The sequence below is a fragment of the Streptomyces sp. NPDC088747 genome (assembly GCF_044751025.1).
Classification (GTDB): Bacteria; Actinomycetota; Actinomycetes; order Streptomycetales; family Streptomycetaceae; genus Streptomyces.
The window spans coordinates 40,932-54,542 of sequence record NZ_JBIVKZ010000025.1 but is presented as its reverse complement, the minus strand read 5'-3'; the positions used below and the strand labels follow the sequence as shown (position 1 = coordinate 54,542).

The 13,611-nt window shown below is 70.7% G+C and carries 11 protein-coding genes; 6 read left to right on the top strand and 5 right to left on the bottom strand.

Features of this window, described 5'->3' with window-relative positions; all coding sequences use genetic code 11:
- Positions 1-103: 103 nt before the first annotated feature.
- Complete coding sequence (locus ACIP79_RS39475; RefSeq protein WP_387184486.1) at positions 104-637, top strand: GNAT family N-acetyltransferase; 534 nt, start codon at positions 104-106, stop codon at positions 635-637.
- Here ACIP79_RS39475 and kstD read toward each other — a convergent pair whose 3' ends face one another.
- Complete coding sequence (kstD, locus tag ACIP79_RS39470; RefSeq protein ID WP_401232034.1) at positions 638-2,434, bottom strand: 3-oxosteroid 1-dehydrogenase; 1,797 nt, start codon at positions 2,432-2,434, stop codon at positions 638-640. It lies immediately after the preceding gene.
- A 250-nt stretch (positions 2,435-2,684) separates the two neighbouring features.
- Between kstD and ACIP79_RS39465 the strand changes: the two genes are divergently transcribed.
- Entirely contained in the window at positions 2,685-4,337 is a 1,653-nt protein-coding gene (locus ACIP79_RS39465; RefSeq protein ID WP_401232031.1) for a GMC oxidoreductase, read from the top strand.
- A 24-nt stretch (positions 4,338-4,361) separates the two neighbouring features.
- Here ACIP79_RS39465 and ACIP79_RS39460 read toward each other — a convergent pair whose 3' ends face one another.
- Together ACIP79_RS39460 and ACIP79_RS39455 are read right to left on the bottom strand one after the other, a co-directional pair.
- Positions 4,362-4,841, bottom strand: a complete 480-nt coding sequence (locus ACIP79_RS39460; protein WP_383690883.1) for a carboxymuconolactone decarboxylase family protein — start codon at positions 4,839-4,841, stop codon at positions 4,362-4,364.
- A 10-nt stretch (positions 4,842-4,851) separates the two neighbouring features.
- Positions 4,852-5,928 carry a dihydrodipicolinate reductase gene (locus ACIP79_RS39455; protein WP_401232028.1) on the bottom strand — a complete coding sequence of 359 codons (1,077 nt, stop codon included), beginning with the start codon at positions 5,926-5,928 and terminating at the stop codon, positions 4,852-4,854.
- A 282-nt stretch (positions 5,929-6,210) separates the two neighbouring features.
- On the opposite strand from ACIP79_RS39455, the gene ACIP79_RS39450 reads away from it, so the two are divergent.
- Positions 6,211-8,259, top strand: coding sequence for a SpoIIE family protein phosphatase (locus ACIP79_RS39450; protein ID WP_401232025.1), 2,049 nt, complete (start codon positions 6,211-6,213; stop codon positions 8,257-8,259).
- Between the two features lie 166 nt (positions 8,260-8,425).
- Here ACIP79_RS39450 and ACIP79_RS39445 read toward each other — a convergent pair whose 3' ends face one another.
- Both ACIP79_RS39445 and ACIP79_RS39440 read right to left on the bottom strand, forming a co-directional pair.
- Positions 8,426-9,427: a GlxA family transcriptional regulator gene (locus tag ACIP79_RS39445; RefSeq protein ID WP_401232022.1), complete on the bottom strand. Its 1,002-nt coding sequence runs from the start codon at positions 9,425-9,427 to the stop codon at positions 8,426-8,428.
- A complete protein-coding gene (locus ACIP79_RS39440; protein WP_401232019.1) occupies positions 9,415-10,062 on the bottom strand; it encodes an HD domain-containing protein in 648 nt (215 codons plus the stop codon). Before ACIP79_RS39440 ends, ACIP79_RS39445 begins: the two co-directional genes overlap by 13 nt.
- A gap of 302 nt (positions 10,063-10,364) precedes the next feature.
- Between ACIP79_RS39440 and ACIP79_RS39435 the strand changes: the two genes are divergently transcribed.
- The 3 genes from ACIP79_RS39435 to ACIP79_RS39425 all read left to right on the top strand — a co-directional run bounded on the left by ACIP79_RS39435 (position 10,365) and on the right by ACIP79_RS39425 (position 13,606).
- Positions 10,365-11,516 carry a S1 family peptidase gene (locus ACIP79_RS39435; RefSeq protein ID WP_401232016.1) on the top strand — a complete coding sequence of 384 codons (1,152 nt, stop codon included), beginning with the start codon at positions 10,365-10,367 and terminating at the stop codon, positions 11,514-11,516.
- Positions 11,517-11,659: 143 nt separating this feature from the next.
- Positions 11,660-13,159, top strand: a complete 1,500-nt coding sequence (locus tag ACIP79_RS39430) for a metallophosphoesterase family protein (RefSeq protein ID WP_401232014.1) — start codon at positions 11,660-11,662, stop codon at positions 13,157-13,159.
- Positions 13,160-13,240: 81 nt separating this feature from the next.
- Positions 13,241-13,606 carry a cupin domain-containing protein gene (locus tag ACIP79_RS39425; RefSeq protein ID WP_401232011.1) on the top strand — a complete coding sequence of 122 codons (366 nt, stop codon included), beginning with the start codon at positions 13,241-13,243 and terminating at the stop codon, positions 13,604-13,606.
- Positions 13,607-13,611 lie beyond the last annotated feature (5 nt).

Here is a 13,611-nt window from a genome sequence, read left to right as displayed (position 1 = left end):
CAGGCGGCCGTGGTTCCGCGTGCCGTCCCGGCGCAACGCTCGGCGACGGCCGCCCGGAGCACCCATTGGCCCGATGATCCACCCGTCAGGCAGGATGGGCGCCATGACCGAGATCCACACCCCCCGCCTGCTCCTCCGCCGCTGGAACGACGACGACCTCGTGCCCATGGCCGACGTCAACGCGGACTCACAGGTCATGCGGTGGATCGACGACGGTTCGGTGCGCGACCTGGAGTACACCGCCGAGGAGATCGAGCGGTGGGAGGAGGAGTGGGACGAGGAGGGGTTCGGGCTCTTCGCGGTCGAGTTGCTCGCGTCGGGAGAGGTGGCGGGCTTCGCGGGTCTGTCCGTTCCCGAGTTCCTGCCGGAAGTGCTGCCCGACGTGGCGATCAGCTGGCGGCTCGGCTCACAGTTCTGGGGGCAGGGGTACGCGTCCGAAGCCGCCCACGCCACGCTGGAGTTCGCGCTCCAGGATCGTGGCCTGGAGCGTGTCATCGCCATCAACCGGATGGGCAACGACGCCTCCGAGAACATCATCCGCAAGCTCGGCATGGTGCAGGAGCGCGAGACGACCCACCCCGTGTACGGCTATCCGCTGCACATCCACTCCATCGACCTCACCGAGTTCCAGGGCTGATCAGGCGGCGCCGGTCGCGATGTCCAGAGCCGCGATGTAGCCGAAGGTCATCGCGGGCCCGATCGTGGAGCCCGCCCCCGCGTAGCTGTGCCCCATGACCGCGGCACTGGCGTTCCCGGCCGCGTACAGGCCCGGGATCACCGAGCCGTCGGGCCGCAGTACACGCGCCCTGGCATCCGTACGCAGGCCGCCCTTGGTCCCCAGGTCCCCCGGCACGATCTTGAAGGCGTAGAAGGGGGCGAGCCACAGGGGCGCCAGGCAGGAGCTGGGGAGGACCGCGGGGTCGGTGTAGTAGTGGTCGTAGGCGCTGTCACCGCGGTGGAAGTCGGTGTCCTTGCCGGTCAGGGCCTGGCCGTTGAAGCGGTTGACGGTGGCGCGGAGGGCGGCCCCGGGGACTCCGATCCGACCGGCGAGAGCGTCCAGGGTCCAGGCCTTGTGCACGGCGCCCGACCGGTACCAGGCGTCCGGGAACGCGAAGGTCGGCACGACGTCCCTGAACAGGTAGCGGTTGCGGTAGTTCTGGTCGACGATCAGCCAGGCCGGGATGTCCGGAGCCGTCGGGTGACGCTCGTACATGACGTGCACGACGTCGCTGTAGGGAGCCGCCTCGTTGACGAAGCGCGCGCCGGCCGCGTTGACGAGGAGCCCGCCGGGGAGCGTGCGTTCCGCGAGGCAGAAGTAGGGCTGGCCGGGCAGTGGGATCGCGGGGCCCCACCAGGCGTCGTCCATCAGGTCGAGCGCTCCCCCGGCCCGTTCGCCCGCCTGGATGCCGTCGCCGGTGTTCTCCTTCGCGCCCACCGTCCAGGCCGTACCGATGGGCTGCTGCTGGTAGCGGGCGCGCATGGCCGCGTTGTGCTCGAAGCCGCCGGATCCGACGACGACACCGCGCCGCGCCCTCACCAGGCCCGGTGTGCCGTCACGGGTCACCAGCGCCCCGGTGACGGCGCCGCCCTCCATATGCAGCTCGGCCAGTGGGGTGTTCAGCCAGACCGGGACCTGCGCTGCGAGCAGTCCGGCACGCAGGCCGGCCGCCAGTGACTGGCCCATGGTGAGGGGTTTCTGGCCGAGCAGTGCCGCCTTGGTGCCGCGGGCCAGGCACTCGGCGGCGACGGCCGCGCCCTTCGCACTGACCGCGGAGAGGTTGAGCCACTTGTAGTCGGCGCTGAAGACGACCATGCCGCTCGGGACCGTCATGTACGAGGGGTTCAGGCGGGCGAGTTCGGCGCCCAGGATGTTGCCGTCGAGCTGGTCGGGTTCGATGGAGCGGCCGCCGGGGAGCCCGCCGGGCAGCTCCGGGTAGTAGTCGCTGTAGCCCTCCATCCACTGGAACCGCAGCGGGCTGTTGGCCATCACGAAGGACAGCATGGCGGGGCCCTCGCCGAGGAACGCCTGTTGTCTTGCGGCGGGGATGCCGGGGCCGACGACCGCCGCGAGGTAGGCGGCGGCCTTCGCGGGGGTGTCGGGCACACCGGCCGCGAGGATCACCCGGTTGTTCGGGATCCAGATGCCCGCGCCCGATCGTGCCGCCGAGCCTCCGAAGGTGGCCGCCTTCTCCACGACCACACAGCTCAGCCCCTGCTTCACCACCGTCAGCGCGGCGGTCATCCCGGCCGCTCCTGAGCCGATCACCACGACGTCGTACGTGCCGAGCAGGGGCACGTCAGCGGCCTTCGCCCCACTCGGGAGGCCGGCCGCCAGCGCGAGGGAGGCGCCGGTCGCGCCGAGCACCCGGCGCCGGGAAGGCCCGGGTACGGCTGAGGATTCGGTACGTCTCGCAGGGGTCGCACTCGTGGACATGGCGGGGCGCTCCAACCGGGCGGAGGGACGGGAGAGCGTGCGTGCTGTACCCGGGAGGCAACGGGCGCTGGGCGTCCCGGTTCTGATGCGGCGTCAGGAATGTCGCGCGGGGGTCTTGTGAAGTCAAGGGCCGTGCGGAGCGGCGGAGATCGCCCCCGGATCGGGCGCAAGTTACCTAGAGGTATGTAGTGACTTAACAAGCCAGTAACAGTAGAACGTGTTCTCACTCATCGAGAGTGAGGAGTGTCACATGAACGACACTACCAAGCCCCACAAGGACTCCAGAGGTGTTTCGCGTCGGAGATTCATCACTGGAACAGGTTCTATTCTTGGCGCGGTGACCCTGTCGGCACAGACCGCGTACGGCAGGACGGCGCAGGAACGGGCGGTCGCGGCGGCCGGCCCGATCGCCCCCGGAGCCCATGTCGCCGCCCTGGTGATCGGCACCGGATACGGCGGCTCCGTGGCCGCCCTGCGTCTGGCCCAGGCCGGCGTCGACGTGCACATGATCGAGATGGGCATGGCCTGGGACACCCCTGGCGCGGACGGCAAGATCTTCGCCAACACCACCACCCCGGACAACAGGTCGTACTGGCTGCGCACCAGGACCAAACAGCCGCTCAGCAACTTCCTCGGCTTCCCGATCGACAGGGACATCCCCCGCTACACCGGGATCCTGGACGCCGAGGAGATGGGCGGCATCATCGTCTACCAGGGCCGCGGCGTCGGCGGCGGCTCACTGGTCAACGGCGGCATGGCCGTCACACCCAAACGCGAGAACTTCGCTGCCGTACTCCCCTCGGTGAACGCCGACGAGATGTACGGCACCTACTACCCGCGGGCCAACGCGGCGCTGGGGGTCGGCACCATCGACCCGGCCTGGTTCGACACCACCCCGGCGTACCAGTACGCGCGGGTCGGCCGTAAGCACGCCCAGCGGTCGGGGTTCCCGTTCGTGTTCGTGCCCGACGTGTACGACTGGGACTACATGAAGCAGGAGGCCGCCGGGACCGTCCCGAAGTCGGCGCTGGCGGGCGAGATCCTCTACGGCAACAACTACGGCAAGAAGTCGCTCCAGAAGACCTACCTGGCCCGCGCCTCGGCCACCGGCAGGGTCACCATCTCGCCGCTGCACCAGGTCACTTCGGTGGCGCCGGCATCGGGCGGCGGCTACACGGTCGTCATCAACCAGCTCAACACCAGCGGCAGCACCACGACGACCAAGACGGTCACCGCGGACCGGGTCTTCTTCGCGGCCGGCAGCGTCGGCACCAGCAAGCTGCTGGTCAAGCTGAAGGCCACCGGCGCGCTGCCCGGCCTCAACTCCGAGATCGGCAAGGGGTGGGGAGACAACGGCAACGTCATGTGCGGTCGCGCCAACCACCTGTGGGATCCCACCGGTTCGCTCCAGGCCAGCATCCCGTGCGGCGGCATCGACAACTGGGCCGCCGGTGGCGCGTTCGCCGAGGTCGCGCCGCTGCCCACCGGGATCGAGACCTACGCCTCGTTCTACCTGTCGATCACCAAGAACCCGAACCGCGCCCAGTTCACCTGGAACGCCGCCACCGGCAAGGCCGAACTGAACTGGCAGACCGCCTGGAAGCAGCCGTCCATCGACATGGCCAAGTCGATCTTCGACAAGATCAACGCCAAGGAAGGGACCATCTACCGCACCGACCTGTTCGGCGTCTACAAGATCTGGGGCGACCACCTGACGTACCACCCGCTCGGCGGCGCCGTACTCAACAAGGCGACCGACAACTACGGCCGCCTGCACGGCTATTCGGGCCTGTACGTCATCGACGGCTCGCTGATCCCCGGCAACACCAGCGTGAACCCGTTCGTCACCATCACCGCGCTCGCCGAACGGAACATCGAGAGGATCATCGCCGCCGACCTGTAGCGGCGGCGGCTCCGCCAACCCGGTTCAGTGCGTGGGCAGTACGCACACGGCGTCGAGGCCGAGCACATGGTTGAGCCGGCCGAACGCCAGCCACGAACCGATGCTCATGCTCAGCTCCACGATCTCGCGCTGGCTGTAGAGCGCGGTCATCCGCGTCCAGAACTCGTCGTCGAGACCGTGGTGATCCAGGGCGTACCGCTCGGCGTACTCCGCGGCCATTCGTGTGCGGTCGTCGAAGACATCGGCGGTACGCCACTGGGTCACGGCGTCCGCGAACTCCTCCTCGACCTTCTGGCCCTCCCGCTCGGTCCGCCAGTCGAGGCAGAACAGACAGCCGTTGATCTGCGCGACGCGCAGCCGGGCGGCCTCGAACTCGCGCAGCCCCAGGGTGGTGTGCTCGTACACGGACAGCGAGAAGTTCGCCGCGGCCATCCCGATGCCGGGGACCATCTCGCCCCACACGTACCCGATCGGCTCCTGGCCCTCGGGGATGTCGATCCGCACCGTCATGGGGTCACTTCCTTCCGAGTCGGCCGACTGCCGGGCGCAGCGGGACGTCGAGCGCGTCGTAGAGTCCGGGTTCCGCGTCCACCAGCCAGTCGATGGCGCCGACCAACCGGCCGACCGCGGTGGCGTTCCCGCCGGCGGACCGGTTCTCGCCCTCGTCGCTGGCCTCGACGGTGACCTCGATGCGGGGACTGCCCTCGATGACGACGCGGTGTGCTCCGTCGCCGCCGTCGGGCGGCGTGGGCCAGTCCGGCGCGCAGGACGCGTGAATACGGGTGACGTGCTCGATGACGATCAGGGGCTCACCCCCGACGATCCCCTGCACCTCGAACCGCACCGCGCCCTGAGTGCCCGCCTCGAACTCCCCCATCGTGCGGGTGGTCACGGTCGCGTCGAGCGCCCTGCGTTCCAACGTCTCGCGGATGTCGTCGAGTTCGACGCCCAGGGCCCTGGCCATGAGCCGTAGCTGCCCGCCCCACACCATGGTCGGGATCGACGGCGCGAGCATCAGGGGCTCGTAGTCCATCGGATGCCCCATGCCGATCAGGTGGCGGACGGAGTCCTCCTGCTCGTACGTGGAGTAGTCGAAGATCTCCTGGCAGCGGATGGCGTCGATCGTGGTGCCGAGTCCGCTGACCAGCAGGGGCAGTACGTCATTGCCCCAGCCGGGGTCGACCCCCGAGACGAACAGTGAGCCTCCGCCGGCCGCGATCGCCCCGAGTATCGGGTCGCGGAACTCGGGCGGCGCGCCGCGCTGGTCGTAGAGCGGGTACAGCGCCGGGGTGACGACCACGGCGCCCGCGCGGATCGCGCGGGCGATGTCGTCGAGGGCCTCGTCGGGCCGGATGTCGCCGGTCGCCGCGTAGACGACCGCTCCGGGAGACGCCGCCAGTACGGCTTCGATGTCGTCGGTCGCCGTGACCCCCAGTCCGTGGTCGAGGCCGCCGAGCTCGCCCGCGTCACGGCCGACCTTGGCGGGGTTGTGGACGAGTACTGCCGCGAGTTTCAGCGCCGGATGGGCGTCGACGGCGCGGATGGCCGCGCGGCCCACGTTGCCGGTGCCCCAGACCACCGTGGAAATCATGCGGCGGAGAGTAGCCAGAGGACCTCGATGTTCATAGAGCCGTGACGGGTGGAATATCCGATCGGCCGGGAGGCGTCCGGGGCCGTACGCGGGGTGCGCGGGCCGTCACCCGTACGGCCGCGTGCGGGCTGCGGCGGATTTCCTCCGGCGCACCTGTCACCTGGGGTTCCCGCGTCGCCGCGTGGTTCAGCTGTTGCCCCCTGGGGCACGTTGTGACGTAATCGGAGCACCCGCAGGGCGGATCTCGGCGAGCCGGTGGTGCCGCGCCGGAAGGAGCGGCGCATGCACGGGTACGCGACCGGGGACGACGACGAGATCACCGCGGCGCCCGGAGGACTGCTCGACCTGTTGCAGGTCGCGGCCGTGGTGGTCGACAGTGACGGGCACATCGGACTGTGGAGTCCCGAGGCCGAACAGCTGCTCGGATACCGGGCCGAGGAGGCGCTCGGCCGGCGCACCGACGAACTCCTCGTCTCGCCCGACAACCTGCACCGGGCCCGCCAGGCGTTCGCACAGGTGCGGTCGGGGGCGCGCTGGGCCGGAGTCTTCCCCATGCGGCACAAGGACGGAACCGAGCGTCCCGTGGAGTTCCGCACCATGCGACTGCGCGACCGGGACGGGCGGATCCACATCCTGAGCCTGGTCACGGACGCCACCACCGTGCGGCGCGTCGAGCGGGACCTCGCCCTGTCCCACAGCCTCGTGCAGCAGACCCCGGTGGGCATCGCCGTCTTCGACAACGACCTGCGCTGGGTGGGCGTCAATCCGGCGCTGGAGCGGATCAACGGGCTTCCCGAGGAGGACGTCCTGGGGCGCCGGGTCGGGGAGATCCTGCCGTTTCTCGACGTGGAGGCCATCGAGTCCCGGATGCGGCTCGTGCTGGCCAGCGGCAGGCCCCTGCTGGACCAGCAGAACGTCGGCCGCACGGCGACGGGCGACCCCGCCGACCGCGCGTTCTCGGAGTCCTACCACCGCATCGAGGACGCCGAGGGCCGTGTGCTGGGCCTGGCGATGTCCATCATCGACGTCACGGAGCGGCAGAAGGCGGCGGCCGAGGTCTCGCAGGCCCGCGAGCACCTCTCGGTGATCGCGGACGCCGGGGCGCGGATCGGCACCACGCTTGATCTCCAGCAGACCGCACGGGAACTGGCCGACGTGGCCGTGCCGCAGCTCGCGGACCTCGCCGCCGTCGACGTACTCGAAGCGGTCGTCGCCCGCGGCACCACCACGGCGGTCACCGAGGACGCCCAGGCCGAGTTCCGGGCGCTGGCGGTGGCCGCCGGATACCTCACGGACGCCATCCACGCCGCGGATCCGGTCGGTGAGCTGGCCACCTACGGCCCGACCCGCATCATCACCCAGTGCGTCCGGGAGGCCAGGCCGATCCTCGTGGAGCGCGTGGACTCCGCCATGATGCGGCGCATCGCCAGGGACTCGCACGCCGCCCAGACGCTGCGTGCGGCCGGTGTCCACTCGTATCTGGCCGTCCCGCTGGTGGCCAGGGGCGAGGTGCTGGGCACGCTCAGTCTGTACCGCACGGTCAACACCCGGCCGTTCGACGAACAGGACGGCGTCCTCGCCTCGGAACTCGCCGCGCGTGCGGCGATCTGCGTCGACAACGCCCGGCTCTACGGCCGTGAGCGCACGGCCGCTCTGACCCTCCAGCGCAGCCTGCTGCCCCGCACACCGGTGGACCACGAGGGTCTCGACATCGCCGTGCGCTACCTGCCCGCCCTCAGCGAGGTCGGCGGGGACTGGTACGACGTGCTGCCCCTGAGCGGCGGGCGGACCGGTCTGATCGTCGGTGACGTGATGGGCAAGGGCGTCCAAGCGGCCGCGGTCATGGGGCAGTTGAGCACCGCCACCCGTGCACTGGCCCGGCTCGACCCGTCCCCCGCCGAGTTGCTGGGCCACCTCGACGACATCGCGGGCTCCCTCGGCGACGCGATCGCCACCTGCGTCTACGCCGTGTGCGAGCCGCGCCGGGGCACCTGCGAGCTGTCGAGCGCCGGACACCTCCCGCCGGTCGTGATCCGCCCCGACGGCAGCGCCGACCTCCTCGACATCCCCGGTGGCGTACCGCTGGGCGTCGGCGGCGTTCCCTTCGGCACGATGGAGGTGGAGCTGCCGCCGGGCTCCCTGCTCGCGCTGTACACGGACGGTCTGGTCGAGAACCGCACGGAGCCCATCGACGCCGGCCTTGACACGATGACCCGGCTCCTGCAGAGCACCCGGCAGTCCCTGGAGCGAACCAGCGACATGCTCCTGGGCGCCCTGCGCCCGGAACCGGACGACGACGTGGCGCTACTGCTGGCCCGCACCCACGACTGACGAACCGGCCGGACGGGGCCCGATCCGCCCCCGACCGCGCCACCCGTCGAGCGGAAGCACGCCCGATACACCGTGGGCGAGACGCCGAGCCTCTCCCGGCCACCCCGCACCCGGAACCCGACAACGACGAAGCACTCCCCCTGACCACACACGACCGACGAACCGGTCACCCGGGGAACTCCCCCGCACCGCCCGTCGAACGAAAGCGCGCCCGGTACGCCGTGGGCGAGACGCCGAGCGTCTGCTGGAACACGCGGCGCATGGACTCCGCCGAGCCGAAGCCCGCCTCCTCGGCGACGACGTCGACGGTGTCGCTGCCGGATTCCAGGAGGGCCCGCGCGGCTTCCAGGCGCACGGACTCGACGTACTGGCCCACGGTCGTGCCCGTCTGCGCGCGGAAGAGCCTGCTGAGGTGGCGGGTGCTGACGCCGGCTCCGCGGGCGAGGGCGTCGAGGTCGCGGGCGGCGGCCGGGTCGGCTCCCACGAGGTTCATGACGCGGCGGACGACCAGATGGGTGGCGTCCCGTGGGGTCAGCCGGGCGCTGAACTGGGACTGGCCGCCGGGGCGCGCCATGAAGACGACGAGTTCGCGGGCGACTTCGCGGGCCGTGTCGGGGCCGTGGTCCTCCTCGACGAGGGCCAGGGCGAGGTCGATGCCCGAGGTGACGCCCGCGGAGGTGATGACGTCGCCGTCCCGGACGAACAGCGGATCCGTCTCGACCCGCACGCGCGGATAGGCGCCGGCGAGTTCACCGGCGAGCCGCCAGTGGGTCGCGGCCCGCCGGTCGTCGAGGGCTCCCACCTCCGCCAGGAGGAAGGCGCCCGCGCACACGGAGGCGACCCGCCCGGCGCGCGCGGCCAGTTCCGCGGCGGCGGCGACCAACGCGTCGTCGGCGACCACGGGCCGCCAGTCGCTGCTGCCGGGCACGAGCAACGTGCCCAGCCGGCCGGGGACTTCGCCCCAGCCGCCGTCCACGCCGACGCGCACACCGGCCGAGGTGCGGATGTCGGCGCCGGTGACGGACACCAGACGCACGTCGTACCGGGCCCCGTAGGCGTTGGCCGACGTCAGGACCTCCACCGGGCCGGTGACGTCCAGCAGTTGCACACCGTCGAAGACCAGCACCACGACGACGTGAGCGGAGACGGCCGGAGTCACTCGGGCCACGGGGAGTCCAGGATGGTGCGGACGAAGTCACCGCGCTCGAAGCCGGGTACGTAGTGCTCCAGTACGTCGGCCTTGACGTTGCCGAAGGTGGTCTCGGGCTTGGGACGGATCCCGTCGCTGAAGGCGCCCAGGATCCGCTTCTTGAAGTCGGGCCGGGGGTGCAGGGCGACGATGCCCGCCCGGTCGGCGGCGGAGATGTCGTCGTAGCCGATGCCCAGGACGTCGTACTCCACACCGGCCGTCACCAAGGCCACCTCCGGCTCCATGAACTGCGGGATGCCGGGAGTGGTGTGCAGGGCGATCGCCGTCCACACACGGCGGACGCTGTCCTCGGGGACGTCGTGCGAGCGCAGGAAGCGGCGGGCCTCGTCCGCTCCGTCCACCTCGAAGCGGCGTCCGCTGGAGTGGAAGCGCTCGGAGAGCCCGAGGTCGTGGAACATCGCGCCGACGTAGAGGAGTTCGGGGTCGAAGCTCAGGTCGTGGTTGCGGCCCTGCAACGCGCCGAACAGGTACACGCGCCGCGAGTGGTGGTAGACGAGGTCGCTCGTGGTGTCCCGGACCAGTTCGGTGGCCTCCCTGGCCACTTTGGTGTCCGGCACGCTCACCCCGGCGACCGGGTTCGGGTCGGTGGTCATGGTGTTCACCCGCTCTCTTGGTCGATGCCGCCGCCGGTGCGTCCGGCGACACCGTCCAGCCTCGTCGGAGCGGTGGCACGGCGCCATGGCCGCAGGGCCATACAACCCACAGATACGGACACGCGCGCGCCGTACGTGGCTCAAGCGCGACCGGAGCCTGGTCAGCGGGCCGAACAAACCCTGTGATTGGCATGGACCTGTCCATGATCACCGGCTAGCGTCGACCGCGCACCTTCGTGAGAGCGCTCTCACCCTGCCCTTCCGCTCCTACCCCACGACCGGAACGACGAAAGGCAACCCCCTTGAGACGCACAACAGTTCTGCGCTCCTGCCTGTCCGCCGCCCTGCTCCTGAGCACGGTGGCCGCCGGCGCCGCCACCCAGGCGTCCGCCGCCCCCGCCCCCACCGCCGCGGACAGGGCCGCGGCCTCCCCCGGCCTGATCACCGCCATGCAGCGGGACCTCGGGCTGTCCGAGGCCCAGGCCACGGCCCGGCTCAAGGCCGAGACGAAGGCCCGTACCGTCGAGCGGGCCGCTGAGCGCGCCGCGGGCGGCTCGTACGGCGGGTCCTGGTTCGAGGCCAAGAGCGGCAAGCTCGTCGTCGCGATCACCGACGACGCGCGGAGGACCGCCGTCCAGGCCACCGGCGCCCGGGTCACTCTCGTCGAGCACAGCGAGCGCCAACTCGACGCCGCCATGGCGCGGATCGACAGGCTCGACGCGCCCTCCGGCGTCAGCGGCTGGCACGTCGACGCCAAGAGCAGCTCGGTCGTCGTCGGCGTGGTCTCCACACAGAAGGATGACAACGATGTCCAGGCGTTCGTCGCCCGAGCCCGTGAGGCCGGTCCTGTGACGGTCACGGAGACCGCGAAGGCTCCCCGTACCTTCGCCGCCGGGACCGTGGGCGGCGACCCGTACTACACGGGCAACGTCCGCTGCTCCATCGGCTTCTCCGTGTACGGCGGCTTCGTCACCGCCGGACACTGCGGGCAGCCCAGCGCGAGTGTCCGCGGCTGGGACGGCAGCTACATCGGCAACTTCCAGGGCTCCTCGTTCCCCGACAACGACTATGCGTGGGTCAACGTCGGCAGCGGCTGGTGGACCGTGCCCGTCGTGCTGGGCTGGGGCACCGTCTCCGACCAGCTCGTCCGCGGCTCGGGCGAGGCTCCCGTCGGCGCGTCCGTCTGCCGTTCGGGCTCGACCACCCACTGGCACTGCGGCACCGTGCTCGCCAAGAACGAGACGGTCAACTACAGCCAGGGCGCCGTGCGCCAGATGACGAAGACGAGCGTCTGCGCCGAACCCGGTGACTCCGGCGGCTCGTTCATCAGCGGCGACCAGGCCCAGGGCGTCACCTCCGGCGGCTGGGGCAACTGCTCCAGCGGCGGTGAGACCTGGCACCAGCCCATCAACGAGATCCTGAACCGCTACGGGCTCACCCTGCACACCGCCTGACCGCCGTCGGGTCCGGTCCGGCACACCCCATGTGCCGGACCGGTGAGCGGACGTCACGAAGTCGGTCCCAGGTGCCGGGAGTTGTCCCGCCCCGAACCGTCCCCGCTCAGCGCCCGCCGGAAGATCGTTGTTACGGTTTCCCGATGCCCGACTCATCACGTGACACCGCAGAGGGCGCCGGCTGGGGAACCCCGGAACCCGGCGTCTACCAAGAACTGATGCCGCGCAGGGTGGAGAAGCTCTCCTGGCTCAACCCGAAGACGCTGTGGCCCGCCCGCAACGGAGTGCTCGCCTCCTGGTTCGGGGACCCCACCGGCTCCACCCGCGGCCGATGGGTGGAGCAGCGGCTCGCCGCCGGGGCGCCGGCTGACGCGGTGGTCCGGCGCGATGATCCGGACGACTTCTCCTTCATGGTCATCGGCGACACCGGTGAGGGCGACGCCCCCCAATACGCCGTCGTGCCAGGGTTTCTGAGGGTCGGTCAGGACACCAGCTTCGCCGTTCTCGCCAGCGACGTGGTCTATCCGGTGGGCGACGCCGACGACTACGGCACGAAGTTCTACCGCCCGTACAAGGACTATCCGGCGCCCATCTACGCGATACCCGGCAACCACGACTGGTACGAGGACCTCCAGGGCTTCATGCGCGAGTTCTGCGACGCGCCGCCCCTGGCACCGCGGGCCGCACCGCGTCGGTTCTCGCGGGCCTGGCTGCGCTCACTCCTGTGGCACACGCCGGGCAGGCCCGACGAGCAACGCCTCGCCGAGGCACGCCAGTCGCGCTCCGCACCCAGCCAACGGGCCGTCCAGCCGGGCCCGTACTGGGCCATCGACGCAGGGCCGGTGCGCATCATAGGAATCGACACCGGGCTCCTGGGCACCGTCGACGCCGAGCAGGGCCGCTGGCTGCGCGAAGTCTCCGAGGGAGAGCGCCCCAAGGTCCTCATCACCGGCACGCCCCTGTACGTGGACGCCGAGTACCACCCCTGCCCCATCGAGGGCGGCGGCACCGTCGACGACATCGTGCGCGATCCCGGGCACCACTACGTCGCGGCGATAGGCGGCGACATCCACAACTACCAGCGCTATCCGGTACGGGTGGACGGTCGCACCATCCAGTACGTGGTCGCGGGCGGCGGCGGGGCCTTCATGCACGCCACCCACACCATCCCCCCGGTCACGGTCGCCGGGGTCACGGAGGCAGACTTCCGCTGCTACCCGCTGCGCGGCGACTCCCTCGCCTTCTACAGCAGGCTCTACGGACGCCGCCTCCACCTGCGCCGCTTCTTCACGCTCACCGACGCCCAGGCCACAGCGGTCATCGCGGAACGGCTCGGCATCCCCCCGACCCGCGCTCAGGGCGAACCCGCCCCGATCACCCCGCGCACGCGCCTGGTCGCCGCCCTGCTGGGCGCCGGCCGCCGGCCCGGCCGGGCCTCGCGCCTGCGGCTCCCGGTGCGCAAGACCTACACGCAACTGTTCTCGCCCGGATCGGCGACGTACAGCCCGCCCTTCTTCAAGTGCTTCCTGCGGCTGGACGTCACCCCGGGCTCGATCCGGCTGCGTTGCTTCTCGGCGACCGGGAACCGGAAGCAGGAACTCGACCCGCCCGTCGAGGACGAGGTGATCATTCCGCTGCGCTGACCTCCGCGTCGCCCGGTTGGCGCACCCGGGTGGACAGGCGGACGATGGAGTGCAGGGGTTCCGATGTGAAGGGAGGCCGTCATGATCGAGGTCAAGACGGTCGACAAGCCGGACGAGCGGCGCGATTTCCCCCGCGGTCACCTCGAAGCCGTCCACCTCACCGGGCTCGACTTCGCGGTGGGTACCTTCGAGCCGGGATGGCGCTGGTCCGAGTCCGTGGGTCCCATCGCGGGAACCGAGAGCTGCCAGGTCCATCACAACGGCTATGTCGTCCAGGGACGGATGCATATCCGCATGGACGACGGCGGCGAGAGCGAGGTAGGACCCGGTGACGTGTTCGTGGCCCCGCCCGGACACGAGGCGTGGGTCGTGGGAGACGAACAGACCGTCGTCCACGACTTCGCGGGAGGCATGGCGAGGGAGTACGCGAAGGCGTCGGACGGTTAGTCGGG

Bases quoted from the DNA above. Each gene is read 5' to 3' on its own strand.
- ACIP79_RS39475 (WP_387184486.1), top strand. From the start codon at position 104: ATGACCGAGATCCACACCCCCCGCCTGCTCCTCCGCCGCTGGAACGAC.
- kstD (WP_401232034.1), bottom strand. From the start codon at position 2,434: ATGTCCACGAGTGCGACCCCTGCGAGACGTACCGAATCCTCAGCCGTA.
- ACIP79_RS39465 (WP_401232031.1), top strand. From the start codon at position 2,685: ATGAACGACACTACCAAGCCCCACAAGGACTCCAGAGGTGTTTCGCGT.
- ACIP79_RS39455 (WP_401232028.1), bottom strand. From the start codon at position 5,928: ATGATTTCCACGGTGGTCTGGGGCACCGGCAACGTGGGCCGCGCGGCC.
- ACIP79_RS39450 (WP_401232025.1), top strand. From the start codon at position 6,211: ATGCACGGGTACGCGACCGGGGACGACGACGAGATCACCGCGGCGCCC.
- ACIP79_RS39440 (WP_401232019.1), bottom strand. From the start codon at position 10,062: ATGACCACCGACCCGAACCCGGTCGCCGGGGTGAGCGTGCCGGACACC.
- ACIP79_RS39430 (WP_401232014.1), top strand. From the start codon at position 11,660: ATGCCCGACTCATCACGTGACACCGCAGAGGGCGCCGGCTGGGGAACC.
- ACIP79_RS39425 (WP_401232011.1), top strand. From the start codon at position 13,241: ATGATCGAGGTCAAGACGGTCGACAAGCCGGACGAGCGGCGCGATTTC.